Here is a 25,778-nt window from a genome sequence, read left to right as displayed (position 1 = left end):
CCCCCTGTTTCAATAATTAGTAAACTAAATTAAATTTTTATTTATAATTTTGCGAAATCCTTTTCAATTAATTGACCCAACTCATTTTGTATACTAAGATCATTTAAATAGAAGTGATCCCCATGATAAATTTTTAAAGTAAACATATTAGTAGTATGTTTAAACCACTCTTTTGCCTGTTCAATATTTAAATTGTCATTAGTACCAATAATAGCTGTTATTGGACAATCAAGAATTACCCCTTCTTTAAAGTTATAAGAATTTAAAACTGCAAAATCCGCCCTTATAATAGGAAGTAACATTTTTATAAACCTTTTATGGCTTAATATTTCTTTTGGTGTTCCATTTAATTCTTTTAATTTTATTATTAACTCTGCATCATTTATTTCATCTTTAATTAGATTTTCATTTAATAAATGAGGAGCGGGATAGCTTGATACATATATATGATCTGGTTGTTTTTTAAAATTCTTCTGTAATAATTTAGCTAATTCATAACTTATTAATGCGCCCATACTATGACCAAAAAAGATAAATGGTTTTTCTAAGAGGCTTTCAATATCTCGGCTCAGCTGTTCTAACACCTTACTTATATCTTGAAACGGCTTTTCTAAAGCCATTCTCCCTCTTCCTGGTAGAGTTAGTATACACACATTGCAATTTTCGTTTATAATTTCATCCCAATTCTTATATAACTCACTTGTTCCTCCAGCATGAGGAAAGCAGAATAACGTAAACTCTGCATCATCTTTCTTTCTTAAAAATTCAAAGTATCCGCCCATAGATATAACCTCTTTTATAGAAATTATATACAGCATGTTTTTACTAAAAACATGCTGTATATAGGTATTTATTTTTTGACAAGCATTTTAGTTTTAAAGAATCCTTCTGATTCTTCAAGTCTACGTAGCTCAAGGTAATCATTTTCGATTTGCTCTTTTGATGTACTAGTTAATATAACAAATCCAGGATGCGTCTCTACATTAGTAGTTTTGTATAAATGATCTCCTACATTCTTACTTAATTGTATATCTGCAAAAGATAATAATCCTTTGACGAAGTCTATTCCATCGATACTTTCAATTACTCCTTCTTGCTGCGAATTTAAAAATACTACAGAAACATACTTTTTAATACAATAGTTTTCTTGGTTTTGTAACGTTTCTAATAATTTTTTCGGATTAGCATAACAATCAACCGCTAATGAAGAATGGCTATAAGATAGTGCATCTGAAATTACTTCTTCTTTTAATGAGAGACCCATAGTTCTACAATTCACTTCAACTAATCTAGGCCCTTCATTTGTCAATCTAACCTCCGTGTGAGTTGGACCATATTGAATTCCCAAAATAGTAATAATATCCTCAACATATTTAGTCATCTCATAATAATGTTTACGATCATATGGCATCAGTTGAATTTTGTCATAAATGACAGTTGTTCCATTTCCTTTAAAGAAATCATGTCTCCATATATCTGTTATAAAATGTTTTCCTTCATGTGTCATAGCATTAACTACATAGTGAGGCCCTTCAAGGTAGCGTTGAACTAAAACTTCATCATTTAATATTCCAAGTGAGTTCTCTATATTAACAATTTTATTAAAAGCATCTTTTAATTCATTCTCATTGTAACAAAAGGCTACTCCATCAGAAGCTGCACTATGAAGAGGCTTAACTACAACAGGCCACTTATTAAGATCAAGAGCCCAATCGATAGCTTTTTCTGAATCGTTAGTTTTCAACTGTTCTACCGCTGGAAGCTTTTCTTCCCTAATTAATTCATTCATTATGAATTTATTTCGTCTAGCATGTACTTTATCATCATCATTCCTTAGTAAATATAATTCCTTAGCCAGTTCATTGGCTAGTTCTACCCCTGTCTCAGCACCAGGAACAATATGTTTAGGATTATACTGTTTAATTTGTTCTAATGTTTCTATTAGATTTCCATTATGAATAATATTAATTTCAAATTCTTTTCTTCTAAATGAAGGTTCAAAAACAGAAGAGATAATTTTTGAACTTTGTACGTGAATTACCTCAAATCCATATTCTTTAAAATGTTTTGCCATTTGATTCCCTGTAGAATAGGCATCTACAATGACACAATAATCATCATTACGCATGCTTTAATTTCTCCCCTTTTGTTTTTTCCTTATTTAAACCCACATTTTGAATGAACATTTTGATTATTACAAATACACAAAGGCATCCAATCCCAGATAGCGATATCCATGACCACTTAACTCTTGGGTCTAACAATTGAAAAACAAAAGTAAAGACTGGCCCGAGTGTTAGAGTGACCGACACAAAAAGTGGATTACAATATTTTATTCCTACCTGAATTAGGTATAATGGAATAATTAAACCTAAAAATGTAAATACAATTATCCAATTCCAGTTACTTTGAAATACATCAAGGATATAAGAAGCTTTTTTATTTAGAACAAAAACTATTGTGACAGGCACTAACATATAAAATCTGTGAGCTAGAATTTCATATGTACTCCATCCAGCTTGACTTAACTTTTTAGAATAAATAGTTGCTAAAACCATACCTATTCCAGCCGTAAATGTTGCCAATAAACCTTTATACGTGAATGAAGCGTCACTTGCTATCCCTGACTTACCGCTTAACGAAGCCCAAACTAGAATTAAAGTTCCTATCAATATACCCAGACAGACATAAATATCGAATTTTAATATATTAATTTTTTGAATAATTAAACTTAAAACTAATGCTATTATAGGGCCAATCCCTATTTCAATTGCACTTACAATAGCCGGTTCTATATACTTGTTCGCATAATAAAAACATATAAATATTATCGCTGTAATTATATTTAATACGACTATACTATTCATACCTGCTCTTTTATTATTTAACTTAATATTAGATTTTTTAACTTTAATACTTTTAAGAACAGTTAAACTTAAGAAAAATAGCAATGTTATAGAAAAGCTTAAAAAGCTATATACAAATGGATCTATATCTTGAACCCACTTTGCATAGAAAACCTGATTAATTGAAGACAAAAAGGCTGAGAGTATTAATACCAGTGTTCCAATTAGTGTATACTTTTTCAGTTAAAACACCCCCTCATCTTTATAAATCAAGCTCTTTTTTGACACTTTCAGGCCATTGAGATACATTTAGACCGTGTGTTTTAAGTAGCGCTAAAGCTAACCTTTCTAAGCCAAAACCAATACAAGATGTATGAGCTACCTCTCCAGTTTCTGTGAAAATTTGATGCTTTTTAGCAAAATGATCTTGATGATAATTAGAAGAAACAACCGCAGTAGGTTTCTCAAAACTATTTATAGGTATAACAATCTCATATTTCAGTTCCAATTGATTTTGATTAATTTTAAGCAATCTACCTCCATTTCCAAAAAACGGATCGTTCGCAATCTCTACTTCATAGTTTAATTCTAAATTAGATAAAACCACTTGAGCTTTTTCAAGCCATTCTTGTCTCCAAGTTTTCACATCATCAGGTGTACCTGCTTTTACAAACTCAATCATTTTAAAAGATTGCATCCTTGTTGGTTCATCAGATGGCTCATGTCGATAACAAAATGATGATACCTCAACAACCCTTCCGTTTTCAGGTAAATCACCAGATAGATTTGGATAAACAGGATAACATGCAGCTGGTGTCATAACCACATCAGTATGTTTAAATTCAGTTGTCCAATCCTCTTGATTACTGATTTTATCTAACATTTGTTTATGATTTTCCTCATCTCCAAAGAAAGCATGAACGCTCCCTAATAAATGCGGGAAAGATTTTAAATATTCAGTTTTCTCTATATTCAATTTATTCATTACTGGAGGGAACATCATTATTTCTGTATCAGAAGTACGACCTATATCTGAAATATATTTTTCCAGATTAATTAGTAACTGATTCATATCTTTTCCTTTACCATAAACACCTTTAACACCTGTTGGAATAAAATGTCCTGCTTCAATAACTTCATCTAATAATGATTTTGTAAGTACTGCTTCCATTTTCTATTTCCCCTATCTAAATTTATTTTTGTAACATAAGTAATGAAGAATTTGTTGCATATAAACGATCATTATGAATCATAACTACCGATGACATAATATCTCTAAAACTTCTCCCTAGACTATATGGTGTATTATTTAAATAAGCTACAATTCCACAGATATACATTGATTTTTGTACAATCTCTACAGCCATTTCTGAAGATACCATTTTTAAATTATTAAGTTGTAAAGTGAAATCTAATGCATATAAGCCTCGAGAATCTGTATTAATCTCATTAATTAATCCACTGTATTTATCAGTACAAATATCCAAATTATTAATCATTAGTGTCAACTTATTATCAACTTCTACTAATTGACTATTCACTGTGCCCTGAATTCCATTTTTTAAATTTTGTTTCATTTTGTATTTAGTAGCTTTTTGAGCTTTTGACACGGCATCTCTTGCCATACCACTCCAAACTGAAGCCCACAAGATATGAGTTACAGGTACCATACTTTGGACTGCAATATCCTTAAATGGTGTATCTAGGATATAGTCTGTAGGAAAGGTAGCTTGAATATTAAACCCTGGACTACATGTTCCACGCATTCCCATAGGATCCCATACAGTAGTCTGTTCTGCCACTGTATCTTTACTCTCAAATAACACTAAAACTTGATCTGTTTCAGAAGCATCTAGAGATTTTTTTGCAGTCGTTAAGTAAGAATCCGCATATTTCCCATAAGAAATCACTGATGCTTTTTTATGTAAAGTCCCAATTTGATTTGTGATCTCCACACCTGCAATACTTCTACCAATATCTCCTCCTACACCTACTTCTGAAGTAATAGATGCAATAAGATGTTGGTTTTCTGCAGCACGTTTTAGGTAATCACGGATGGAATCCATATGCATACCATGATGTACTAAGCAAGCTAATTGAATTTGATGCATAGCCCAAATCATTGCTGATGCAGCACAATATCTACCAAGTTCTTTACCTATTTCAACTAATTCCCTCATATTACATCCAAGACCACCAAGATTTTCTGGAATATATGCCCCCATCAATTTAAACTCTTTCATTGCATTTATTGCTTCATGAGGAAATCTTCCCTTCTTATCTACATCATCAGCATTATCTTGCATAACTTTCCCAATTTCTTTAAGGTTAGAAAAAATAATATCTTTTTTTGATAGTTCTTCAATAATCATTTTAGTATCTCTCCTTTAATTAATTCTGGGCTGCTTGAACAGCTTCTTTTAAATTCGTAATACTAGCAAACATCTTTTTGCTTAGTAGTTCATCTGAAAACTCTATATCAAATTCCGTTTCTAATGCTAACATGACATTAACACTAGAATGAGAAGACAAACCAGCTTCATATAAATTACTATTTTCATTTAACTCTTCTACTTCCACTGTTAATTTTCCATATTTTTTCAAAATCATTTTAATTTGCTCTTCCATTTTTTAATCTCCTCGTTTAACACTAGCTATTACAGTAGCTAATGCATATTTTTCTTCATGACTTAAACTTACAGAAAAATCATTAATATTTTTGTTTTTAGCTAAAATCCTTGCATTATTATGAAGTCTTACATTACAAGAACCATCATTATTTTTTTCTAACTCAATATCTCTGAAACTAATGTGATAATCACTTGGATTAAGTATTTTTATAACTGCTTCCTTTACAGCAAATCTAGCAGCAAAATTTTGAGCGTATGTATTATAAAATCTCATACAATAATCTATCTCTTTATCAGTATATAGTTTTAGTAAATATTTTTTTCCAAAATAATTAATAGACTCTTTCACTTTATCTACTTCAATAATATCGCTACCAATAAGATAAATATGAAGCCCTCCTTTCAATTTCTTATTATATAGAATTTACAAACAATTTAGACCGCCAACATAATGCGGATTACCACATTTTATTGGCGGTCTAAATTATCTTAAAAAATTTAATTTTCTGATTTATAAATGATTAAAGCTCTATTAAAATAATAGAGCTTTAATCATTTAAATTCTTATTATCAGGAATTAATCCTAATTCTTTTGCTTTTGCTACTGCCTTTATTCGAGATGTGACGTTTAGTTTTTGAAATATTAATGTCAATCTATGTTCTATAGTCCTTTGACTTACATGTAATTTTTGAGATATGGATTTATTAGTCAATCCTTTATCTATTTCAATAAGGATAGCTTGTTCCTCTTCAGTAACTGTTACATCTATATTAGACTGATCGTCTAATACTTTTAAAGATGTTCGACGTAACTGCCTTAGTAAAGTAACAGGTAGCACTGCTTCATCACGAATTGCACACCTTATTGCATTAACTAATTGTGATGGAGAAGAAGTTTTGCTAACTAATCCAATTACTCCACACTCTACAAGTAAATTAAAATAGTTATCTATATTATATCCTGTATAAATAATAATTTTAGCCTGATGTTTCTTATAAATCATTTTTGCTAAATCTATACCGTTAATTTCAGGCATATGTAAATCTAAAATTACTACTTCATATTTATTTCTTTCCATCAGTTTTAATCCTTCTATACTAGAAAAGGTCATATCAACTTTAAAATTACCTTCTTGTTCTAGAATATATTTAGTTCCTTGCGCTACAGCTGGATGATCATCAATAATTATTACTTTAGTCATAATCCTTGTTTACAACTCCTACCAAATATTTGTTTCTACAAAAGAAATATTTACACTTAATCCTTCACTTGGTACTGAAGTAAAAGTGATATCTCCTTTCATCGCATGAACTCTTTCTTTTATACTAAAAAGTCCAATTGAGCTGGTGTTTTCCGTATACCTAGAATTAAATCCCACTCCATTATCTTTATAATTTAAAATACAATTACCATCCTTTATTTGTAGCGTTATTATTACTTTAGTTGCATACGAATGTTTTATAGCATTATTTAATAATTCCTGTATAATTCTATAAACATTTATAGTTACCTCATTAGAGAAATTTTGCAACTCATCAAAGTAATATATAACCTCAAAATTAGCATGAAGTTGAATTTTTTGAATTAAATTCTTCAACGCCTCATTAATTCCAATTTCTTGCAAAAATGCAGGTCTTAAATTATTACAAGTTTCTCTAATTAAATAAATATTATCTAATAAATTTTCTTTTAGAACATCTATTTTTTCAATAGGAATTTCATGTCCATCTTTTAAAGTAGTTGTTATTTGCTCGAACTCTCTATAAATCAAGAGTTGATCTTGTAAGATATTGTCATGTATCTCGTTTGCTAATTTCATGTGTTCCTTTTCTGAAATGGTACAGAATAACCTTGAAACCCAATAAGGGTATTTAGAAGTATCTTTTTCTAATTGTTTAATTTCTAAAAGAAGTACATCTATTTTCTTCAAGTTTTCAAACACAATACACGCGTAATACATAAGCATTTCAATCCACTTTTTTTCTTCAGGGTTAAATTGAATGCTATTTAACTTTTCCGTTAAATGCAGTATCGTGTAGATTGATTTATTTTCACCTAAAACTAAATATACTTGATTCTCCACATTAATAACATTATTTAATTGGTATATATCATTTCCTTTGTTTAGTAATTTTTGAAACAATAAATCAACATGACTACAGTTTAAAGCAACTTCGCTACAACACATTTTTGTCTTCATGCTTAATTTAAAAGAAGTAACCTCTACACCATTAAATACTTCCTGTATTTCCTGATTCATGCAATCTACTAAATCTTCTAATGAATAAATATATGATGTCTTTTTTATAAAATTATATAAACTATTTTGATGAGTAAAATGCTTTTTAAATTTTTCCTCTAAGTTATCCCTTAAAAAGAAAATAATATTAAAGCATATTAGTAAACAAATAATAAATAAAAATAAATAACTCAATTCATTTTCTATATTAGTACTAAGCATTACAATAATAACGCTAGGAAACAGCGCAAATAACGAGTACTGTTTAATTTTCTTTAATAAATAATCCACGTCAAAATATATTTCTTTTTTAGTTAAATAGAACAATGTTGTTGGTAAAATTATCAAAGAAGATGCAGCAGTATCTGCAGGAACTATACATTTATCGAACAATATTTTAGGAATAACATATAAAATGAAAATCGGTAAGAAGGAAATGCAAAGACCACATAAAAATATCCTTAGCACCGGACCATCTTTTTTCTCTTTCACCTGAAAATATATTTTTATAATAAAAATAAATAATAATAAGTTACTTAAACTAAAAAAAACTAATCTTATTACAGTTGTAACTTTACTTATATCTACTGAATGACCAAGCAAATCAGTTATACAAATAATAAATGATAGTATATAAGCAAAATAGAAAAATTTATAAATATGTTTTTTTATAAACAAATATGAAAAAGTGTAATATAAATTATGGGCTAATAGAACTGGTATTATGTTAAAACATAAACCTGTTATTTCTCTTGATAGTATATCTCCTCTCGCCGAAGCACCAGCACTAAAATAGCCAATTGACAGCATTAAACAAATAAAAATAATATTTCTATGTAATTCATTAAAATTTTCATCTCGATACAATACAAAACAATATATTAAACAAACCCCAATAAAAATTGAAGGAATAATTAAATGATAAAATAATTGGCTAAACAAATGATTATAGTTCACTTCATACTCTATAATTTTGTGGTTTTTTATAACTTTTATTTTTTTCGCACCTTCTAAATTCCCAGAAGATTCATCATAATAAGGGAATACCTCAATTATTTTATCATTAACTTTCAAATATTCACTGCCCCAACTATTTTTATAAACATCCGTAATAGTTAAAGTTGCCCCTTCTCTTTTAACCTCTACTCCAATGTATGGATTGAAAATTATTTTCACTCCAATATATAGCAAAAAAGAAAAATAGGTAATTATTATCATTGATATATAAATATTTTTTCTTTTCACTATTCCTCCCCCTCTACTTAAGAAACCGATTAGGAAATCCCTAATCGGTTAAAAATGTTATTGCCAATACTCACTACGCAAAGTAGCAATAGATTTTTTCAAAACATTTACTATCGTTTCATTGCTAACTCCCCATTTAGGATCGATAACTAAACTTAACTCATTTTTCTCTAATTTATAAACAAGTTCTGGATTTTGACTTAAATAATACATTAACTCTTTCATTATTTTCCCCCACCTAATAAAAAGTCTATAAATTCATATTTTTTTTTCTGATTAGAAAAAGCGATTCCCTTTACTATTTCAAGTGCTTTTTGAACAAAAATTTCTTTGTAAATTAGTGTATATTCTATTGCTTTTGAATTTAATATTTCCTTGATTATTAATTCTCTATTTTCAATCAATTCACCAAAACCGATCTCATCATTATAGTAGGATTTTACAATAGTAAGGTTTTGACTTGGATGATTTAATAAATATAAAACGGGAAACGTCAATTTTTTATTTCTTACATCGCTTTTATCATCTAATCTAATTACATCTGAAGCATCATTAAGCAGTTGTCCTGAAATCCCTATGTATGTTGCATACTCAATGATACTTTCTAATGCATAATTATCTTGAGCAATTAAAACACCAATTACCACTGCTAAAGACGTTAATGCACCAGATTTCTTTTTTATTATTTCTAAATATTGTTCCTCATTTGTACAAACCATATTTAAATCTAAGTGCTGTCCTTGAATTGCTGTAATAGTAAGTTCATTAAAATAACGTAAAATTGCATCTTTTTTCATTAACTCAATATCTATCAAAATTTTTTGACTAATAAAAATAAGCAAAATAGCATAATTAAGCAAGGTTGCCTTATTTATGCTTCCCCATGCATTTCCTGCATTATCTTCATCTTGAATGTCATCTATGATATCAAGAGCTAAATTTAAGTACTCAACTGCTGAAGCCGCTTTAATAATTTCATTGGAACTGCCATTAAACATTTCAAAATGTAAAATTGTTAATCTACTAAAATAAAATCCGTGTTCTTCTTTAGACTCAATAAACTTATATATTTCCTCCCTTATCTCTAGATTTTCAATATAAAAATCTAGTAAGCTAAACATTGAATTTTTCACATCATAAGTCCTCATATTTTATACCCGCTAAAAAAATTTTATCGTAAAATAGTTTATCAAAAGTATCTATAAATATCTATAAAAATATTTAAAATATTTTTATAGATATTTATAGATACTTATAAGTAATAACCAGCGATTTTATAGATAGTCAGCAAAATACATTATCTCTAACATCTAGTCATTAGCAAAATATATTTTATTAGAATATAAATATTATATATATAACGAATTAAAGTCTTGTTACGACGATTTAATATTTCCGCAAAATCAATTTGATACAAACAAGATAATTAAATCCCAGCAACGTAATCCCACAAAATGCATATACCATTTTAGTAGATAACAATTATTTAGTGGTTGCTACTACCTCTACAAAAGTTGAAGCTCTCGCTTATCAAAATTATTGGTAGTAATCGGTAAATAAAAATAGAATTTTATAGTCCCCCCAGAACCAAAAATTATGCTAACTTATAACAAAGAGCTCATTTTTTCGTTTTGGGGTAATTGTGAATTCTTAAGTTGATGGTGATGGGGTACTACCCCAACCTTCAAATAAAGAATATATTTATGATTAAAACTAATTATATTTTTTTACCTTTAAAGGAATAGATATAAAATACAAATCTATAGCATAAATAGTAATCAAAATACCTTTACCTTCATCAGCAAACTTTGATTGATGAAACTGTTCTGAAACTTTTCTTTTTCACTATTTTTTAGGAAACCATTGAAATCCTGAAAACATATAATTAATCTACCTTTTCACTAAAATTTTGATAGTTTATCTCTTAACTCTAACTCTTCAACTGTTTCAAAACCTTTAAAAAATAAACTATCAATTTGATTATGATTAAAAAATACATTTAAACTATAAAAATAGATAATAGCATTACCAAACAAAATACAACAGATAAAATAATTTTTTCATTTATTAGATTAACTTTCCTCCTATTTTTTCTATCCTTTAACCAACTATAAGAAGAATGCGATTATATACTTGAAATGCAACAAATCCTCTTTAAAAGCCTATACGTATTTTCCCTCCATCTTCTATATGCTTCCGTAAATAATAATACTTATGGAGTTCTATAATCATATAAAACAAAACAAACGAAAACACTGTGCATGCAGACATAAATACAATTGCCCCCATCTGTTGTGTTGCAATGCTAAGAATTATATTAGCAATTAACTGCCCCGATCCCGCTGCAATAGCTGCTACTTTTACACCACCAGTTCCTTTCGACGACTTTGATTTTTTTCTTGGTTCCTGAAGTTTTTCAATATGATTTTTATAAAAATAATACAAAGCAACACTATACAAACCAACTGAAAAAATAAAATAGATAGGAGTTTGTAATTGTAACACTTCATAGGCATATTTTTGCGTTATAACCAATAATCCGACTGAACATATGGTGCCATATACTCCCCGAAATAGAGTGTATTGTAATTGTCGTTTCCGAGGATTGATAGCAATCCATATCGCCCACAAATTTAAAAAAATAACTGGAGGAGTTACTATATATACATAGAGTAATCGAAAAGGATTCGCAAACGCAGGCAAAAGAACAAACATGTCTGCCCCCAAAAGGACAAGGACAATTACTTGGAGCTTTATTTCATCTACAGGATAAAGAGCCATATAATGTGCAAAAGCTTTCTTATTAAAATCCATATTTTTTTTCATGTTAATTAAACCACCCCACTACTGTTCCAATCAGTAAAAGTTTCATAACGATTCATTCTCTCCCCCTAAATTTATCCATAATATTATGAGCAACTATATTCCATATTAAAGAAAGTACGGTAACAAAAAGTACAGCTAAAGAAAAATAAATCCTATCCTTCCATATATCATATACAATCATGCCTAGTATAATCATTATTAACGCACCAACACATATAACTATTTTTGAAAATTTTCGCATTCTATTATCTCGCTTCCTTCTCAAACTTAAATGAAACTCCTGCGGAATCTATAACCATACCCACCTATTACAATCTCACCTTTGGAACTTATATCATAATCACCTAATACAGGTATATAATTAGGTATCTTAATTTTAGTAATTTCCGCTTCATATGTTTGCAACACTATCAACGTTTCAAATGTCCTTTATAAATTCCTGACTTAACCCCAAAACATTAAAATATGAATATTATAAAAATTAACTATCTACTTCCCATCAAAATTACGGTAATCCTATTAAGCCTGGGGTTACTCCTTCTACCTTCGCCCATTCAAACGAGCACTCAACTAACATTTGATTCTTACACTTAATTTTTAATAACCCTTCTTCTATCGTATTTATTTCAAAATAATCAATTATATTTTCTGTCCCTAAACCTTTTATTGTTAAATTATGAATAGTAAAGAAAGATATCTCTACATAAATTACATCCCACTTATTCCATCGTTTTGGCTTGTTTTCAACATTTTCCTTTGTCATCAATTGAATAACTAAAGTAGGACCATCTCTTTTAAGACGCACATCTAATAACTCTGATTCTTCAAACTTTGGTATTTTCCCAAAAATACTAATTAACGCTTGTGGATTTAAAAATTTAAATTGATCAATCATTTTTATACTCCCTATTTATTATTTCTCTTCTCAAAATAATAATGATCCTCCATACCATCTACCTGTCCTATTCGTGTATTGTATTCAGGTCTTACATTATGATGCGGTGGCCGATCTCCAACTCCACCTTCTCCAAACTTATGACCCTCTGAATGATTTTGTTTGACCTTTTACTTTATATGTAAATTCTCGAGTCATAATAGGCTGTTTATTATCATTTAATATCCTTTTACCATTACTATCTGTTAATGGTACCATTTTTTTACTAATCGGGTATTGAAATCTAGGCATATTTAATTGTCTTTTAATTTCTTTTAAACTAGCTCCCCTAGATTCATGAGAATTTCCCCCCTCAATCTTCTTAACTTTGAGATAATATTAAAAAGACTTATGCGTAATTCACATAAGTCTTACTTTTGTTACTCATAATTAATTATTCGTCCTCGTCTTCAAACTCATATAAGCTATCAAGTAATTCTGCAAAAGATGAACAAACAGGATAGATAGATTCTTCCATTTCTTCTTCCTCATGGTCCCAAAATACGACTGTTGGTGACTGAGGATTATTTCGGTAATCAAAGCATAGAAGGTTACCAAACGGGTCTCTAGCAAAAGGATATACTTTATCTACCAATCTATCTTTTATACTATTATATGTTTGCAGCATAGAAATTTTTCTCTCAGAGTCTAAGGTTAAAAGATTATTAAGTGAATCTTCATCCTGATTAGGAATATTGAATGTATCTGGAGTAGGATAGCCACCATCATATTTCTTTACACACTCAATAAAATCATTAGGAAATTTAATCCAAAGTACTGTTCTAATTGTTCAATTTGTTCATCTGTAACTTTTTTCTCACTTACATTAATCCATGTAATGTTGTTCATAATTTTAAACCTCTCTATTTATCACTATCTTTTCCCCCAATTTTATATCCACCTGTATGACCAGTATCGTGATGTATCTAATAATCTACAAGTTGCATTCGACCAGGTTCCTGATTATGAAAGATTTAAAATTAATTCTGCTAAACTATCACAGATCACTTCGAAGCTTCCGCTTTCATAATCTTCTAATTTTACTTGTCCATTTTCATTATCTACAACTACCAAGAGACCATTAAATTCCATACCAATAGGAATATTATTCAGTTGATTATCATGTGCGCCTTGGTATCTTTGTAAAGATACATAGAAATCATGCAGTTCAATTCCTGGTATAACAGGATTTAATTCAAAATCATAACCTAAATAATTACCTCCTAGGTCTAAAAACCAATAAGAATTATAATATTCTTTAATTGAATTATGTAATTGTATCCCCAAATCTTTTTCTATATCAGAAAAATCATGAATTATATTTTTTTCTAACGGTTTCCAGAATACGTATCCCTCTATATCTGGTTCTCCTTCATAGATAAAAGCCTCTGCTTCTTCTATCCATAAAGATTTTGGCAATGAATTATTACAATCTTGCCACTCTCTAATTATTTTATCAAAACAATTTTTCATTTCATTTTTCATTTTTTTATTTACCGCCTAATGTATGATGTTCAATAAATTTCTGAAGTATTTCTACATATCCTGCATCTTTTCCCCCATGCTCCAATCGATTTTTCTGCGTTATGAATCCCTCCAAAACCAGGATGTAGTGGCAGCGGAACACCAACAGCTTGACCACCACCAATATGGTGATGGACTAATTTAGTTCCACGTAATCCGTTAAAATCATATTGTAGAAATTCCCCTCTAAATCATTAAGGATTTAGAGGGGAATTTCTTTATCACATAAGTAATATCATTTCTTATTAAATTTACTGTGTATCAGTTCAAAGAATTTATTTGTACCAAGTGAAATTGCGCCAATAATAAGAACACCAATAATAAAATAAATCTTTTTAAATAAGTTGTAAGGAGATAAAATAGCAACTACAAGAAGTATTATAATTGCAACGAATGTGACTAATTTCCCAACTTTAAATGCTTGCATATCAGCTTTCCTCCTTCTGGATAAAAACAGCCAATATAGTCATACATCACAGGTTCTTTAACCATAAGTTTTTGTTTCCTTCCATAAATCACAATACTTAAAATTCAATAAACCTCTTTAAAAGGTTTCATGTGTTCTACCCCCATCTTCTATATGCTTCCTTAAATAATAGTACCTATGGAGTTCCATAATGAAATGAAACAACATAAACGAAAGCATGGAGTATACACACATTAATACAATTGCTACCATCTTTTGTGTTGCAAAACCAAGACTGATATTAGCAATGAGTTGACCCAATCCTACAAAAGCCACTACTCCGAAACTAGAGTTTTTTTTCGATGATTTTGATTTTTTGATTGATTCCTGAAGTTTTTTAATATGATTTTTATAATAATAATACAAAGCAAAAATATACAAACCAACCGAAAAAATAAAATAGATAGGAGTTTGTAATCCTAACATTCCATATGCAAACTTTTGGGTTATAACTAATAATCCTACTGAACATACGATGCCAAATACCCCACGAAATAGAGTGTATTGTAATTGCCGCTTCCTAGGATTTATAACAATCCATATTGCCCATACATTTAAAAAAGCAACTGGTGGAACTATTATGTACATATATATCGGTTGAACAGGATTCGCAAAAGCAGGCAAAAGCACAAATATATCTGCTATCCCAATCACAAGAGTAATTATAGTCGATCTTATATCATTTACAGCATAAAGAGCCATATAATATTCAAAAGCTTTCTTATTAAAATCTATACTTTTTTTCATGTTAATTAAACCACCCTGCTACTGTTGACCAAGTTTTTTTCGCACCCGTTTTCACCATCACCATCTAAATTAACCCCCCATTTTACACCTTCTGTGGAATATTATTCCCTTCTTGAAAAGAAGATCAACCCATTAATAAGATCTAGACTTATCAAAAATTTCAAAAAGCCGGAGATTTTGCTGGTATCGAATCTATTGGGACTCGCACCATGCGCAAAAGCTTCGGCTATTGGTTCTATAAACAAAAGACGTCGCTATGTTACAAGAAATACTCAATTATAGCACTCTATAAATTACACTGAAATATATTGGTATCAATAAGGAAGAAAAAGATAATATACTAGATAATTTCTATATCTAATCATATATGATCAACATAAAGAAAAATTTGATATACAATCAGATTTAAAAACATTACTTAATAATTCTTTGAATTAAATTGGAGCTGATTCTCTACTTAAAAAACATGATTACTATATATTTCACCAGAATACAGATTCAAAACTATTTAATTAAAGACTAAAAAAAGCATCTATCTTTAGATGCTTTTTTCAATCCAAAAACTATTTTTCTTTTTTCCATGATATTCGAAATTCCCCACCATGTTCTTCCGTTTTAATTTTAACCTTATATGTATCATCCTTAGGCACTTTAATATTTTTTTCGCCTTCGCCACTATTAAACTCTAGTATTGTATTATCATTTGAATCCACAACATAAGCAATTATAGTTCCTTGTTTAGTTTTATCATCAAAAGAAAAAATCCAATTCTCACCTTTTTTAACTATCCTATCTTGAGTTGCAGATCCAGTAAATTTTCTATAATCTCCAGAGATACTACCTGATACACTATCTGAAGAACCATGAACTTTACCACCAACAATAGTTCCCTCTCTTGTAAAACAACCACTAAGAATTACTAAACACAAAACAAATAAAATTGTATTTTTAAAAATTCCCACTATCATTACCCCTTCTATTCCCAATAAAATTTTCACCATTAAACTTATAAAAATAACTATAATAAAAAATTATATCCATTAAGATATATATGTTTTATTATAGTTATAAATTTCAAATTATTATTTCAAATCTTCACGCAACTTAATTTCATCCTCATTTATGTAACCAGTAAAAATAACTTCTGATATATATTCATGGTTAAAAAACATATTATATTCAGTTGAAACATTTCCAATAGGATAATAACAAGCCACATAATCCCAAGTTTCCTTAGTTTTTGAATCTTCCTGTTTTCTACCATATATCATCAAAGGTTGCTCCCATGTTTTAAATTTCACAACCGAACCTATTGGAAGTAGTTCTAACTCTAAATTTTGTACCATCTTAGTTTCCCCTTCTTAAAATAGCCTTTTTTATAAGGAAATAAGTGATAGAAAACAACAAACAAGTACCAATTGTACCCAAAACTGCAACCGAAATGTTACCTGCTAATGTTTCATTTGGATCCAATGCATTAGGTAAAATTGTACCAAAAATTGCAATACAAGCTAATATAATCATAAAATATTTAAATTGTTTCACTTTTTTATTCATGCTACTTATCTCCTTTATTCCTTAACATTAACTTCTAAACCAAATCCCCATAAACCTACATCAGGACCAAATGGTGCATGGAATTTGAATCCACTTTTTCCAGCTTCAAAAGATCCCCCGAGTGTTCCAAGCGATGCTGATCCCCCAGTTTGTAACTTTTTATCCATAAATGGAATAGGAATTTTTATAGCACTCTCATATTTTACTAGAGTAGCTTCAGCTCCTATATGTAAATTTCCATTTTCCACATGAGCACCTAAATCTACAGTAGCAAGAGCTACTTTAGCCTCAGCTCCTATCCCAAATCCTTTAATATTCTCTAGTTCTATTCCGGCTTGGGCTACTGTAAAACCAACCATTTGGTAATAGTTTCATTGATACTTTTGCCTTCTAAATATTAAATGAATTTTGCGAATTATAAATCCAATTCTTTTTCTTATTGTCTATACGTTTATAGATATACTCTACTGTAAAGTATGCAATAACATTGCAAATTAGTGACAGACCTATACGTAAAAGTTTATCTTCTAACCGTATAGTAGAAGAAACCCCAATTAACAATATAAACATAATACATACAGTAAAAATCAGAATTCTATTTATTGTACGCATATCTTAATTACTCCAGTCTTATATTAATCCCGTTTTTTTGTAAATTTATCATAAAATTTCTCTTGCGCCCACCTTCCGAATTTTAAAAAACATATTAAACCTGCTCCCAAAAGAATGAGAACGATAGTTCCTAACAATTTTTCCCACCAATTGTTGGATGGAGTAATCATTAATCCTATAATAGATACAGATATTACGACATAAACTAAAATATATAATGGTTTATACGATGGAGTTTTCATATCATTTTTTCTCCTCAGGTTTTTCAAATTTAAAACTACTTCCCATAGTAAACCCCTCTAAAACAGGAACTGTTATACCAGTTTCTTTTCCAACACTACCTTTCAAACCTATTGCACCCAATCACAAGAGTAATTATAGTCGATCTTATATCATTTACAGCATAAAGAGTCATATAGTATTCAAAAACTTTTTTATTAAAATTTATACTTTTTTTCATGTTAATTAAACCACCCCGCTACTGTTGACCAAGTTTTTTTCATTTCCCTTTTAATACATAATGAGTAAAATATGAATCGGTTAATTTTACTAAACATATTACGAGATTTTGTTGCGAATTTTCAAACATCAAATCTTTTTATTGAATATTAGCATATAATCAATTCTAATCATGAAACATTCTACCTTTTATAATGATTTTGGATAAGTTATAAATAGTCTCTACCTATTAATATTGTATAATTCAATAAATTTGTTAAGACTGTCTTCTAATCTCTTAATTGTGTTTGGATACTTTTTTGAATAACCCTCGCACATTTTTTTAAAATAATGATAAAGTGTTTGATAATTAATTATTACCTCATCACCACTGTATAATACAAATTCTACCCCTTCAAATGAATCTCCATTGGCAATATCATACTCATCCAAATCTCCTGGAAAAGTACATGCGCCATATTCCTCTCCAAATCCTACTCCTTCACAAACTGAATTGATTACCTTTAAAAATCTTTCATCATCTACCATATTAAACACTGCTTGTATAGGAAAATGGGTTAAATCTAGTAAATCCTCATCTTTTAATCTAAATTCTCTTTGCATACATATCTCTCCTCGTATACCTTTAATTTATTCTGGAAAAAAAGAAGAGATTTCTCCACCTTTATGGTATCCTCTCCAAGTTATTTCTTTACCGTCAACACCTGCCCCTTCTCTCGAAAGAACTCCATCACTGGTTTTTAATTTAGCGTCATTAGCTGCTTCAATTCCACGGTTAATAAATTCCTTATCACTTATAATTTTAGGATCATAAATGTTGTTTGTGAATACTTTATTTCCATACTCTCCTGTAGGGGTGCCATCCATATTTAACTTAGGCATATTGTATTCTACTGTTTTTACAACTAGAATTTTTGAAGGGGATTCACTGACTATTTTTAATATTGTTTTTAAAGAACTCTTCACTGTTGTGTGCTCCATCAATACCTCTCCTTCTTGGAACAGAGGGATCTATATTTTTAATATGATTTTCTAATTTAGGAGCCGCTTTAAACTTTCAAGTGATTTAATGGTGAATGTTTTTGATACTTTTTACCTATTATGGACATTAAAAAAGCTTATGCAGGTTATACATAAGCTTTTTTACTCATGATTAGATATTTTTCAAATGCTACACCTTAATGCAAGTCTTAAAAAGATTAAATATAATAGTCAGGATTTTCCTCCATTTTAATTAAAAATTCTTCTAAAGAATCCGCTATTTTCTTATCTTCAGAGTAAGTAGGACATTGACCTAATTCATTTTCCTCTTTAAATTTAATTGTTAAAAAGTTAAGTTCTGTTACTTCAAAAAACACTAATGAATCATCATCTAGGTTTGGATTATATTCATAAATATCTTGCCTTAAACGGAAATCTGCAACTGAAATCGGGTCCATAAATCTGTTGAAAAACGTTCTTGTATCAGACTTAAAAAAACCACAACCTATTTCTTGATAAAAGCGTTTCAGTTCTTTTGGAAGTTCCATTTGTAATAAGCTTTCTGCCTCATCTATCTCATCTTGATATATAGGATAGAAAATAGGTTTTTGTTTAGAACGGACACTTCTGTCTGCTACAACATATTCTTTTAAAAAATTAAACATAATTTTTAATACCCCCTATTAAAGAAGGGTTATTTTTAACGCTTCCTCAAGCATTGTATTAAAATCATTATATGTGTTCATTACCGTACCAGATGGTTTATCAAGTTCTAAATAAGTACCGTCTGATAAGCTCTTACAAAACCACGCAATATTTGAATCGCCAAAGAAAAGATACTCTTTTTGAAATTCATTTTCATACCAAATCTCATTGGTTTCTATAAGCCCGCAAATTGATTCGTCCCTTTCTGTATCTAACAAATAAGAGTCAACTCCATAAAGTACTAGCCCGTTAAAATCTAATCCATTTACAGTTTTAAGAAACTCCTCATATTCACTCGGTAGGTCAACATTATAACTCTCTTTCATGCGTTCTCTTAATTTCTGAACTTCACTATCTGTTGCTGGTGTATTCAGTTTATCATTAAAACTTTTCTCTATTTTTTCAATTTCTAAAACCAGATTTTTCCACATATAAAAATCCCTTTCTAAGTTTATTTATTCTCCCTTAGGGTAGATGTTATGTTTTGGTATAGGCCAGCTTACGTCTACACTATCTCCCTCTTGTAAGTGTCTAGTTAACGTACGTTGTGTATTAGTTATAGCTTTATGATATGGATGATTTTGTATTAATGTTAAATTTCCAAAATCGTTTGTTCCTCCATCATCTAAAGGGAGGTTATGATGTACTTGCCACCCTTTTGGATTGTTTCCTCTTTTCATCCTTTCTATATCAGCATCTGTTATTCCCGCTTTTTTGAGTTCTTTCAGTTTAACAGGATCATTTACCAATGCATTAAGAAAATCTTTTCTCACACTCCTATCAAATTCCTTCCGAAGTTGTTCAGCTTCTTCTCGAGTTCTCTTAGAGTAAGTAATTTCATCAACTTTAACATCTTTAAGAATTACATCTTCTCCATATAATTTACCAACAAAAATGTCACCATCCGTAGTCCTTTTAGTATATTGATAAGGTGATAGCTTATCCTTAGCTGTTTGATAAGCATCAATAAAGCTAGATTTTAAAGAACTTCCCCCAATACCAGCATAAGCAAAACGGTTTCCAATGTTTAAATTAAAATTATTTAATACGTTTATTGCATTTCTATATGTAGCAGAATTAGTTACTCTGGACATACCTTTTGTTAGATTTGCAGTAGTTGCTACCTTCGATACTTTACTTAATCCTTTATCACCAATAAGTCCTAATCCAACTTGTGTTAAAGCATAACTTCCCCACTTTGCCCGACTTTCTGCGTCTCCATTTATTACATCATTAATAAATGAATCTGACAATGCATTATACATGGTACTAAGGGTATCAATAGGGTGCAAAGCAGCGTTCCCCATGTTTTCCCACGTTTCCCAATCCCCTAAAGCTTTTATTCCGTCTATTGTATCGCTAACTGCTTGTCCCGTGCCATCTACAATACCGTCCCAAATTTTTTCACCAGTAGATTTTTCAGGTAGCTTACCACACATTTCACCTTCTTCAATTGAATTGGTAGCTTGTCGTGCCCTCTCTTCTGTAATCGCTTGAATTGAAGTTGTCCATTCCATATTCAACCCTTGCGTACTAAATGTACCACTTGCAGGACTAAAGCCTTTTCCACTTTGAACTTCCGCAAGACCTGCAGCAATACTAGCTGCTAATTGAAGTGCTGTACTATAATTATTACTAGAGGTCTGATTGAATTGATACAAATGATCCAGCTTTTCTTGCAGTTTTTTCCTCATCACAGTAAAAAGATTCGCCATAGCGTCCATACCTGGGATTGGCATAGCTTGACTGATGGCTTCCATACTTGCTTTCATTCGGTCAATTTCTCGAATTTGTTCTAATATTTCTTGTTCAATTACATCTGTGGAAGCGACTTGTGATTGAAATTGACTTGGAAAAGCATCGTTCTGGCGAATTAACTCTTCACACAGATAAATGATTCCTTGCGCTAAAGGACGAAAGGTTTGTACAAAAAATGATTTTGCACTGCTATAAGTTTGTCCTTGTAGAACAGTATCAATTGCAAAGGCATCAATTGACTGAATGACTTGTTCCATACCTTGAATAGTAGCGTTACATACAGCATTCATACTTTGAGTTTGGCCTTGTACTTCTCCTAAATACATATTTAAGCTCATGCATTGACCTCCCTCGCTAATTGTTGTTGTTGATAGGAAAGGTCGTTTTCTAAATCACTAAGGTTTCGTCTTTCTTTAAGCAACGTTTCTTTTTGGTTTTCTAATTCAAATGTGACTTTTCGTTCAATATGTTGTGCCTCTTGATATGTATTCATAAAAAATTGAGACATTTCTCTATCACCATGCCAAGTTCCTAAAATTCGATCAAACAAACGATGGTTTCGACCTCTCCATTCATAAAAATCTGCTTCCGCTTGCTCCTGAATGTGAATCGCGGATTGATTTCGGTCTTGTTCTTCAAATACACTTCTTAACTTTTGATTTACTTGATTGATTTGTTTTTCAATATCTTGACTCATTATATTCCTCCTACTATTTTACCTTTACGTAGGTTGTCACATTAGCGAAAAGTGTTGTGAAGTTCGTTATCCATTCTCTCAAACTCTTGGGCTACTGAATGAATATTATCGACCGCTTGTTGAAAGGCAGTGGAAAATTGTTTCGTAAAATCTAACATTTGTTGATTCGCTTCTTGTGCTTTGGAATTAACAGATAGTGTTGTACGCGTCGCCTTTGTTATAGAACGATTTGTTGCACTTTGGATTATATTCGAAGCTGTTCTCATCTGCGTAGCAATTTGTTGTGCCGTTTGAAAATTACTTTGAAATTGTCCCATCACTCAAATCCTTTCTCTAATTTTCAGAAGATGCCAAAGAAATCCCAATAAATATATGAAAATTCCCTATTAATATCACTCTTTTTAAACGTGTGTCCAGCTAAGTTGGGCATGCAATCAAATGAGCCATACACTATAAGCTGTATGGCTCATTTGAAATGCCTGTTATATAGAGTATGACAATTTTTATTTCAAACCGAAATTACGTGATAATTCTTCATCATGAGAAGCAACAGCTTCTGCAGTTTTATTAAGCTGCATATTAATTTCTTGTAATAACTGTGCGAAGTTTTGTACTTTTGGCTTTAATTGATTGAACTGTTGATCAAAACCTTCGAAAGCACGACCTTCCCATTCTCCTCTTAATTCATTTTGTAAATTTTGTAGTTGACTTAAAATGTCCTCAATTTGATTTGCACCTTGTCCATATTGAGCTGCTTTCGATTTAAGCTCCTCTGGTGACATACGAATTTGTCCAGCCATTTTCATTTCCCCTTTAATACATAATGAGCAAAATATAAATTGGTTAATTTTACTAAATATATTATAATGTATTATTTTGAACTTTAAAACATTTCATCTTTCTATTGAATATTAGAATATTAATATTCAAATTTTTCTTACTTTACAAGATTTTATGCAAAAAAGACCACCAAAAGGCAGTCCCTGAAAACTCAATCCCATCCCGCGCTCCACTACTTTCTCATACAAATAATTCGCAACGATAGTATCTACTACAGCCAAACCAACTGATTTGAAAATAGTAATCTCTTCATCATTTTCGTGACCAGCTTTTCCCCCTTATAATTTAACCAATTTCGGCGTGGAGATTGCTAGTTTTATCAAAATTTGAAGATTACCTGTTTCTAGATCCTATTCAATTAAGCAATCCTACAAATGCCTCTTCTTCCTCATCTATAAAACCTACAAATATAATTCCTTCAATATCCTCATGATTAAATACAAATGTATAATCAGGATTCATGTATCCTTCTGGATAAAAACAGCCAATATAGTCATACATCACAAGTTCTTTAATCCCAAGTTTTTGTTTTCTTTCATAGTTATTTATGTAAATTCAGCTCGTTTTTTTGTTTTGGGTGAAAAAATTTTTAACTTGATAGAAATGTGGTGCTGCACCTATTAGGCAAATTTGACAAAGAAAAGATACCCAAAGGTGCCTTCCTCCCACTTGAACCATCTTAATTTTATTGTGTTGTTATTATATAAGAAAAGAAGACATCACTTAAGATGTCTTCTTTTCTTGTACACTTGGTGTTAAGAAGGTATTTATTGCTTAAAAACCATAAAAAAATATAACAATCATCGAGTAAATCTATTATAGCATCAATAAATAGAGTTTTTATATGCATTTTTACATATATATAGATTTATTTATGTTTTATCTATATAGTTAAATTGTCTGTTTCTTGTTTTAATTCGTTTGTTTATTTTGAGTGCTCCAGCAATGGAGCCTTTTTTTATGCAATAAAACATTTTCTTAGCATTACTTAGTTGATCTATATTAACTTTACCCTCTTAAATTATATCTATATTTTACCAAACAATTATGTAGATAACCAGTTTTTTCTAATAATCTAGTGGATTGATAATTTTAATGGTAGTTATTAATACTTACAGGAAAATTCAGTATGCAATGGAAATTGAGAAATCAAGAATTATAAAAAACTTATAGTATCTTTTGTAAAAGTATATTTATAATTTGTATATTAATATGTTATAATTTAATTTCTAAAACTACCAAAAAAGGACTGCCAGTAATGGTGGTCTTTTTTATATTGGTGAGATTGTACTAGTATAATAAAATAGGATTAACTGTTTATTGTGAGTTTGATTGGTTATCCCTTCTTTCCATTTGGAAGGAAAGGGGGTAATATACCTATGGAGTTTTTGTTTGAGCTTCTAAAAGAATTTGTGAAAGCCATTGTACGTGAAGTGTCTGCGTATGTTTTTAGGAAACAAATTTTAGAAAAAGATAACAAAAAACCCCCCCTTTTGCTTCCTCGTCGCCGTCGGAAGCAAAAGGGGGGGTTTCTTAAAAAATAAATGATCACGTTATATCCCTAATTGATTGTAAATTGATTTGAATACGTGAATTCACCACGATATTTAATTGCAGCGACATAAGTACCGCTTGTATAGCTATCTGTGATAGGGGTTTGCCAAATTTCTGTTCCAGGAATAAATTCTGGTTCTATTGTTTGGAATCGTTCTAGGGTACCATTTGTGTGGATTTTAAAAATTTTCATTTGCGCACCAAAATGTTCTCTACCAAAGTGCTGTGTTAAGTAAAATGTATCACCAGTTATTAAATTCCCAATCTTCCAATCTGGTTGATATGTACTTTCCTCTGAATTTTGTAAATCCACAATGGTTTTAAATCCCCAATCATCATTAAGTGGATCTGAGTAAGCTGCAGCTGCTTGTGAGGTAGGTTTACTCATTTCTATTGCAGTAAAACCGCTAAAAGTTAATGCCCCAATTAATGCTAATTTTCCTAACTTCATTATTGTTTCCCCCCTATTAATTTTTGTAATTTTTAAAACCAGAAATCATACACACATAATAATATAATCTACTGTATTATATTTCAAATATTTTCTAATAAACTCCATAAATAAAAAGGCACCCCAAAGGTTCCTTCCTCCGATTTGAATCACTTTAATTCTAAGAATATGTATTGGACTCCCATTCAAGTATTATTTTTCCCAATGAACAATTGGAATATTTTAGGTTTTTCACTATTTTTATGTTAAGATATTTTGGTTGATATTCATCTTATTTTAGGAGGTTGGAAGATCTGTTACATGCTTTTCATATGGATTTTAGCTTCTATACAGAAAATATAAAAGTTTTAGGGTTATTAGGGAATTCTACTCGCTTATCAATTGTTTGTAAATTGATTACATATAGATCGTTGTCAGTTTTTGATTTAAGTAAGCAAACAAGAATTACAGAGGATTTGATTGTACAACATTTGCGTAAATTAGCCTTTGGAAATATTGTAATTAGTGAACGTATAGGGAAAAGACTTCATTTTAAAATAAAAGATAATAAAACAATGGAGATTATTAGGGTTACAAAGTTAATTTTAATTACTTTCGATATAAATGCTTTTGCTATAACTTAATTGTGTAAAATCACAAGTAGTTCACCTACGGAAATAGGTGGGCTTGAAATTCATAAAAAAAGACACCTAAAGGTGCCTTCTGC

At 30.1% G+C, this 25,778-nt stretch carries 32 protein-coding genes and 9 pseudogenes; 3 read left to right on the top strand and 38 right to left on the bottom strand.

The annotated features are described in order from the left end of the window. Positions 1-41: 41 nt before the first annotated feature. From ACTFN4_RS20475 to ACTFN4_RS20370, 22 genes and pseudogenes are all read right to left on the bottom strand, one after another. Positions 42-782, bottom strand: coding sequence for a thioesterase II family protein (locus tag ACTFN4_RS20475; RefSeq protein ID WP_000509653.1), 741 nt, complete (start codon positions 780-782; stop codon positions 42-44). A 68-nt stretch (positions 783-850) separates the two neighbouring features. Further along, entirely contained in the window at positions 851-2,128 is a 1,278-nt protein-coding gene (locus ACTFN4_RS20470; protein WP_001243216.1) for an ATP-grasp domain-containing protein, read from the bottom strand. Then, on the bottom strand, positions 2,121-3,062 hold the full coding sequence (locus tag ACTFN4_RS20465) for a DMT family transporter (RefSeq protein ID WP_076876257.1): 942 nt from the start codon (positions 3,060-3,062) through the stop codon (positions 2,121-2,123). Before ACTFN4_RS20465 ends, ACTFN4_RS20470 begins: the two co-directional genes overlap by 8 nt. 46 nt (positions 3,063-3,108) lie before the next feature. Beyond that, positions 3,109-4,017: an amino acid--[acyl-carrier-protein] ligase gene (locus ACTFN4_RS20460; RefSeq protein WP_000388570.1), complete on the bottom strand. Its 909-nt coding sequence runs from the start codon at positions 4,015-4,017 to the stop codon at positions 3,109-3,111. 22 nt (positions 4,018-4,039) lie between these two features. Then, positions 4,040-5,218 (bottom strand): acyl-CoA dehydrogenase family protein, encoded by a 1,179-nt coding sequence (locus ACTFN4_RS20455; protein ID WP_078421633.1) that lies wholly within the window; start codon positions 5,216-5,218, stop codon positions 4,040-4,042. Positions 5,219-5,237: 19 nt separating this feature from the next. Continuing rightward, positions 5,238-5,474, bottom strand: coding sequence for an acyl carrier protein (locus ACTFN4_RS20450; RefSeq protein ID WP_000392448.1), 237 nt, complete (start codon positions 5,472-5,474; stop codon positions 5,238-5,240). A 3-nt stretch (positions 5,475-5,477) separates the two neighbouring features. Further along, positions 5,478-5,882, bottom strand: coding sequence for a holo-ACP synthase (acpS, locus tag ACTFN4_RS20445; RefSeq protein WP_000675803.1), 405 nt, complete (start codon positions 5,880-5,882; stop codon positions 5,478-5,480). Between the two features lie 142 nt (positions 5,883-6,024). Beyond that, complete coding sequence (locus ACTFN4_RS20440) at positions 6,025-6,678, bottom strand: response regulator transcription factor (protein ID WP_000169852.1); 654 nt, start codon at positions 6,676-6,678, stop codon at positions 6,025-6,027. 18 nt (positions 6,679-6,696) lie between these two features. After that, the gene (locus ACTFN4_RS20435) at positions 6,697-8,961 is read right to left on the bottom strand and encodes a sensor histidine kinase (protein ID WP_238143393.1); all 2,265 of its coding nucleotides are present in this window, start codon (positions 8,959-8,961) and stop codon (positions 6,697-6,699) included. 57 nt (positions 8,962-9,018) lie between these two features. Further along, entirely contained in the window at positions 9,019-9,186 is a 168-nt protein-coding gene (locus ACTFN4_RS20430; protein WP_017674467.1) for a hypothetical protein, read from the bottom strand. Then, positions 9,186-10,094 (bottom strand): polyprenyl synthetase family protein, encoded by a 909-nt coding sequence (locus tag ACTFN4_RS20425; protein WP_242259545.1) that lies wholly within the window; start codon positions 10,092-10,094, stop codon positions 9,186-9,188. Before ACTFN4_RS20425 ends, ACTFN4_RS20430 begins: the two co-directional genes overlap by 1 nt. Before the next feature lie 768 nt (positions 10,095-10,862). After that, positions 10,863-10,961 (bottom strand): annotated as a pseudogene (locus tag ACTFN4_RS20420) (DUF4176 domain-containing protein); the annotation flags it as partial. A gap of 154 nt (positions 10,962-11,115) precedes the next feature. Continuing rightward, positions 11,116-11,787 carry a hypothetical protein gene (locus tag ACTFN4_RS20415; protein ID WP_000739926.1) on the bottom strand — a complete coding sequence of 224 codons (672 nt, stop codon included), beginning with the start codon at positions 11,785-11,787 and terminating at the stop codon, positions 11,116-11,118. A 505-nt stretch (positions 11,788-12,292) separates the two neighbouring features. After that, positions 12,293-12,682: an immunity 50 family protein gene (locus ACTFN4_RS20410; RefSeq protein ID WP_000566920.1), complete on the bottom strand. Its 390-nt coding sequence runs from the start codon at positions 12,680-12,682 to the stop codon at positions 12,293-12,295. A gap of 11 nt (positions 12,683-12,693) precedes the next feature. Continuing rightward, positions 12,694-12,783 (bottom strand): annotated as a pseudogene (locus ACTFN4_RS20405) (HNH/endonuclease VII fold putative polymorphic toxin); the annotation flags it as partial. A 332-nt stretch (positions 12,784-13,115) separates the two neighbouring features. Then, positions 13,116-13,570, bottom strand: a pseudogene (locus ACTFN4_RS20400) (SMI1/KNR4 family protein). 14 nt (positions 13,571-13,584) lie between these two features. Continuing rightward, a pseudogene (locus ACTFN4_RS20395) lies at positions 13,585-13,689 on the bottom strand (HNH endonuclease); the annotation flags it as partial. Then, positions 13,685-14,206 carry a SecY-interacting protein Syd gene (locus ACTFN4_RS20390; protein WP_439962713.1) on the bottom strand — a complete coding sequence of 174 codons (522 nt, stop codon included), beginning with the start codon at positions 14,204-14,206 and terminating at the stop codon, positions 13,685-13,687. The gene ACTFN4_RS20390 and the pseudogene ACTFN4_RS20395, both read right to left, overlap by 5 nt. Positions 14,207-14,235: 29 nt before the next feature. Further along, positions 14,236-14,373, bottom strand: a pseudogene (locus ACTFN4_RS20385) (hypothetical protein); the annotation flags it as partial. 107 nt (positions 14,374-14,480) lie between these two features. Next, positions 14,481-14,672, bottom strand: coding sequence for a hypothetical protein (locus ACTFN4_RS20380; RefSeq protein ID WP_001147554.1), 192 nt, complete (start codon positions 14,670-14,672; stop codon positions 14,481-14,483). 11 nt (positions 14,673-14,683) lie between these two features. Beyond that, a pseudogene (locus ACTFN4_RS20375) lies at positions 14,684-14,776 on the bottom strand (DUF4176 domain-containing protein); the annotation flags it as partial. Between the two features lie 13 nt (positions 14,777-14,789). Then, positions 14,790-15,458, bottom strand: coding sequence for a hypothetical protein (locus ACTFN4_RS20370; RefSeq protein ID WP_439962712.1), 669 nt, complete (start codon positions 15,456-15,458; stop codon positions 14,790-14,792). 116 nt (positions 15,459-15,574) lie between these two features. Between ACTFN4_RS20370 and ACTFN4_RS20365 the strand changes: the two are divergent. Then, positions 15,575-15,819, top strand: a pseudogene (locus tag ACTFN4_RS20365) (tyrosine-type recombinase/integrase); the annotation flags it as partial. Positions 15,820-16,021: 202 nt separating this feature from the next. On the opposite strand, the gene ACTFN4_RS20360 reads toward ACTFN4_RS20365, so the two are convergent. The 15 genes and pseudogenes from ACTFN4_RS20360 to ACTFN4_RS20290 all read right to left on the bottom strand — a co-directional run. Next, positions 16,022-16,459 (bottom strand): hypothetical protein, encoded by a 438-nt coding sequence (locus ACTFN4_RS20360; protein ID WP_176542887.1) that lies wholly within the window; start codon positions 16,457-16,459, stop codon positions 16,022-16,024. Positions 16,460-16,540: 81 nt separating this feature from the next. Then, entirely contained in the window at positions 16,541-16,804 is a 264-nt protein-coding gene (locus tag ACTFN4_RS20355) for a DUF4176 domain-containing protein (protein ID WP_000250495.1), read from the bottom strand. Position 16,805: 1 nt separating this feature from the next. Next, a complete protein-coding gene (locus ACTFN4_RS20350; protein ID WP_100619914.1) occupies positions 16,806-17,015 on the bottom strand; it encodes a hypothetical protein in 210 nt (69 codons plus the stop codon). 14 nt (positions 17,016-17,029) lie between these two features. Then, entirely contained in the window at positions 17,030-17,374 is a 345-nt protein-coding gene (locus tag ACTFN4_RS20345) for a hypothetical protein (RefSeq protein WP_002163866.1), read from the bottom strand. 276 nt (positions 17,375-17,650) lie between these two features. Then, positions 17,651-17,869 (bottom strand): hypothetical protein, encoded by a 219-nt coding sequence (locus tag ACTFN4_RS20340; RefSeq protein WP_000856866.1) that lies wholly within the window; start codon positions 17,867-17,869, stop codon positions 17,651-17,653. 439 nt (positions 17,870-18,308) lie between these two features. Further along, positions 18,309-18,689 carry a ribonuclease toxin immunity protein CdiI gene (gene cdiI / locus ACTFN4_RS20335; protein WP_001188530.1) on the bottom strand — a complete coding sequence of 127 codons (381 nt, stop codon included), beginning with the start codon at positions 18,687-18,689 and terminating at the stop codon, positions 18,309-18,311. 27 nt (positions 18,690-18,716) lie between these two features. Continuing rightward, the gene (locus tag ACTFN4_RS20330; protein WP_100619911.1) at positions 18,717-19,067 is read right to left on the bottom strand and encodes a CdiA family toxin C-terminal domain-containing protein; all 351 of its coding nucleotides are present in this window, start codon (positions 19,065-19,067) and stop codon (positions 18,717-18,719) included. 218 nt (positions 19,068-19,285) lie between these two features. Then, on the bottom strand, positions 19,286-19,732 hold the full coding sequence (locus ACTFN4_RS20325; RefSeq protein ID WP_439962711.1) for an SMI1/KNR4 family protein: 447 nt from the start codon (positions 19,730-19,732) through the stop codon (positions 19,286-19,288). Between the two features lie 18 nt (positions 19,733-19,750). Then, positions 19,751-20,203, bottom strand: a complete 453-nt coding sequence (locus ACTFN4_RS20320) for a YrhA family protein (RefSeq protein WP_000265799.1) — start codon at positions 20,201-20,203, stop codon at positions 19,751-19,753. Between the two features lie 24 nt (positions 20,204-20,227). After that, positions 20,228-21,868, bottom strand: coding sequence for a T7SS effector LXG polymorphic toxin (locus tag ACTFN4_RS20315; protein WP_100619909.1), 1,641 nt, complete (start codon positions 21,866-21,868; stop codon positions 20,228-20,230). Beyond that, positions 21,865-22,227 (bottom strand): DUF3958 family protein, encoded by a 363-nt coding sequence (locus tag ACTFN4_RS20310; RefSeq protein WP_000076120.1) that lies wholly within the window; start codon positions 22,225-22,227, stop codon positions 21,865-21,867. The genes ACTFN4_RS20315 and ACTFN4_RS20310 overlap by 4 nt, the downstream gene beginning before the upstream one ends. A 41-nt stretch (positions 22,228-22,268) precedes the next feature. Then, positions 22,269-22,544, bottom strand: a complete 276-nt coding sequence (locus ACTFN4_RS20305; RefSeq protein WP_000529655.1) for a TIGR04197 family type VII secretion effector — start codon at positions 22,542-22,544, stop codon at positions 22,269-22,271. A gap of 186 nt (positions 22,545-22,730) precedes the next feature. Beyond that, on the bottom strand, positions 22,731-23,027 hold the full coding sequence (locus ACTFN4_RS20300; RefSeq protein ID WP_000918587.1) for a WXG100 family type VII secretion target: 297 nt from the start codon (positions 23,025-23,027) through the stop codon (positions 22,731-22,733). 126 nt (positions 23,028-23,153) lie between these two features. After that, positions 23,154-23,345: pseudogene (locus ACTFN4_RS20295) on the bottom strand (hypothetical protein); the annotation flags it as partial. Positions 23,346-23,421: 76 nt separating this feature from the next. After that, positions 23,422-23,607: pseudogene (locus ACTFN4_RS20290) on the bottom strand (DUF4176 domain-containing protein); the annotation flags it as partial. Positions 23,608-24,446: 839 nt separating this feature from the next. Here ACTFN4_RS20290 and ACTFN4_RS20285 point away from each other — a divergent pair. Next, complete coding sequence (locus tag ACTFN4_RS20285) at positions 24,447-24,611, top strand: hypothetical protein (RefSeq protein WP_439962710.1); 165 nt, start codon at positions 24,447-24,449, stop codon at positions 24,609-24,611. A gap of 17 nt (positions 24,612-24,628) precedes the next feature. Here the strand turns inward: ACTFN4_RS20285 and ACTFN4_RS20280 are convergent, their stop codons facing one another. Continuing rightward, positions 24,629-25,072 carry a DUF5065 family protein gene (locus ACTFN4_RS20280; RefSeq protein WP_000765890.1) on the bottom strand — a complete coding sequence of 148 codons (444 nt, stop codon included), beginning with the start codon at positions 25,070-25,072 and terminating at the stop codon, positions 24,629-24,631. A gap of 311 nt (positions 25,073-25,383) precedes the next feature. Between ACTFN4_RS20280 and ACTFN4_RS20275 the strand changes: the two genes are divergently transcribed. Further along, a complete protein-coding gene (locus ACTFN4_RS20275) occupies positions 25,384-25,695 on the top strand; it encodes an ArsR/SmtB family transcription factor (RefSeq protein ID WP_000347620.1) in 312 nt (103 codons plus the stop codon). The last annotated feature ends 83 nt before the right edge of the window (positions 25,696-25,778 follow it).

The organism is Bacillus cereus group sp. MYBK95-2, from assembly GCF_051915225.1.
GTDB classification, from domain to species: domain Bacteria; phylum Bacillota; class Bacilli; order Bacillales; family Bacillaceae_G; genus Bacillus_A; species Bacillus_A cereus.
This window is presented reverse-complemented; position numbering and strand designations above follow the sequence as displayed.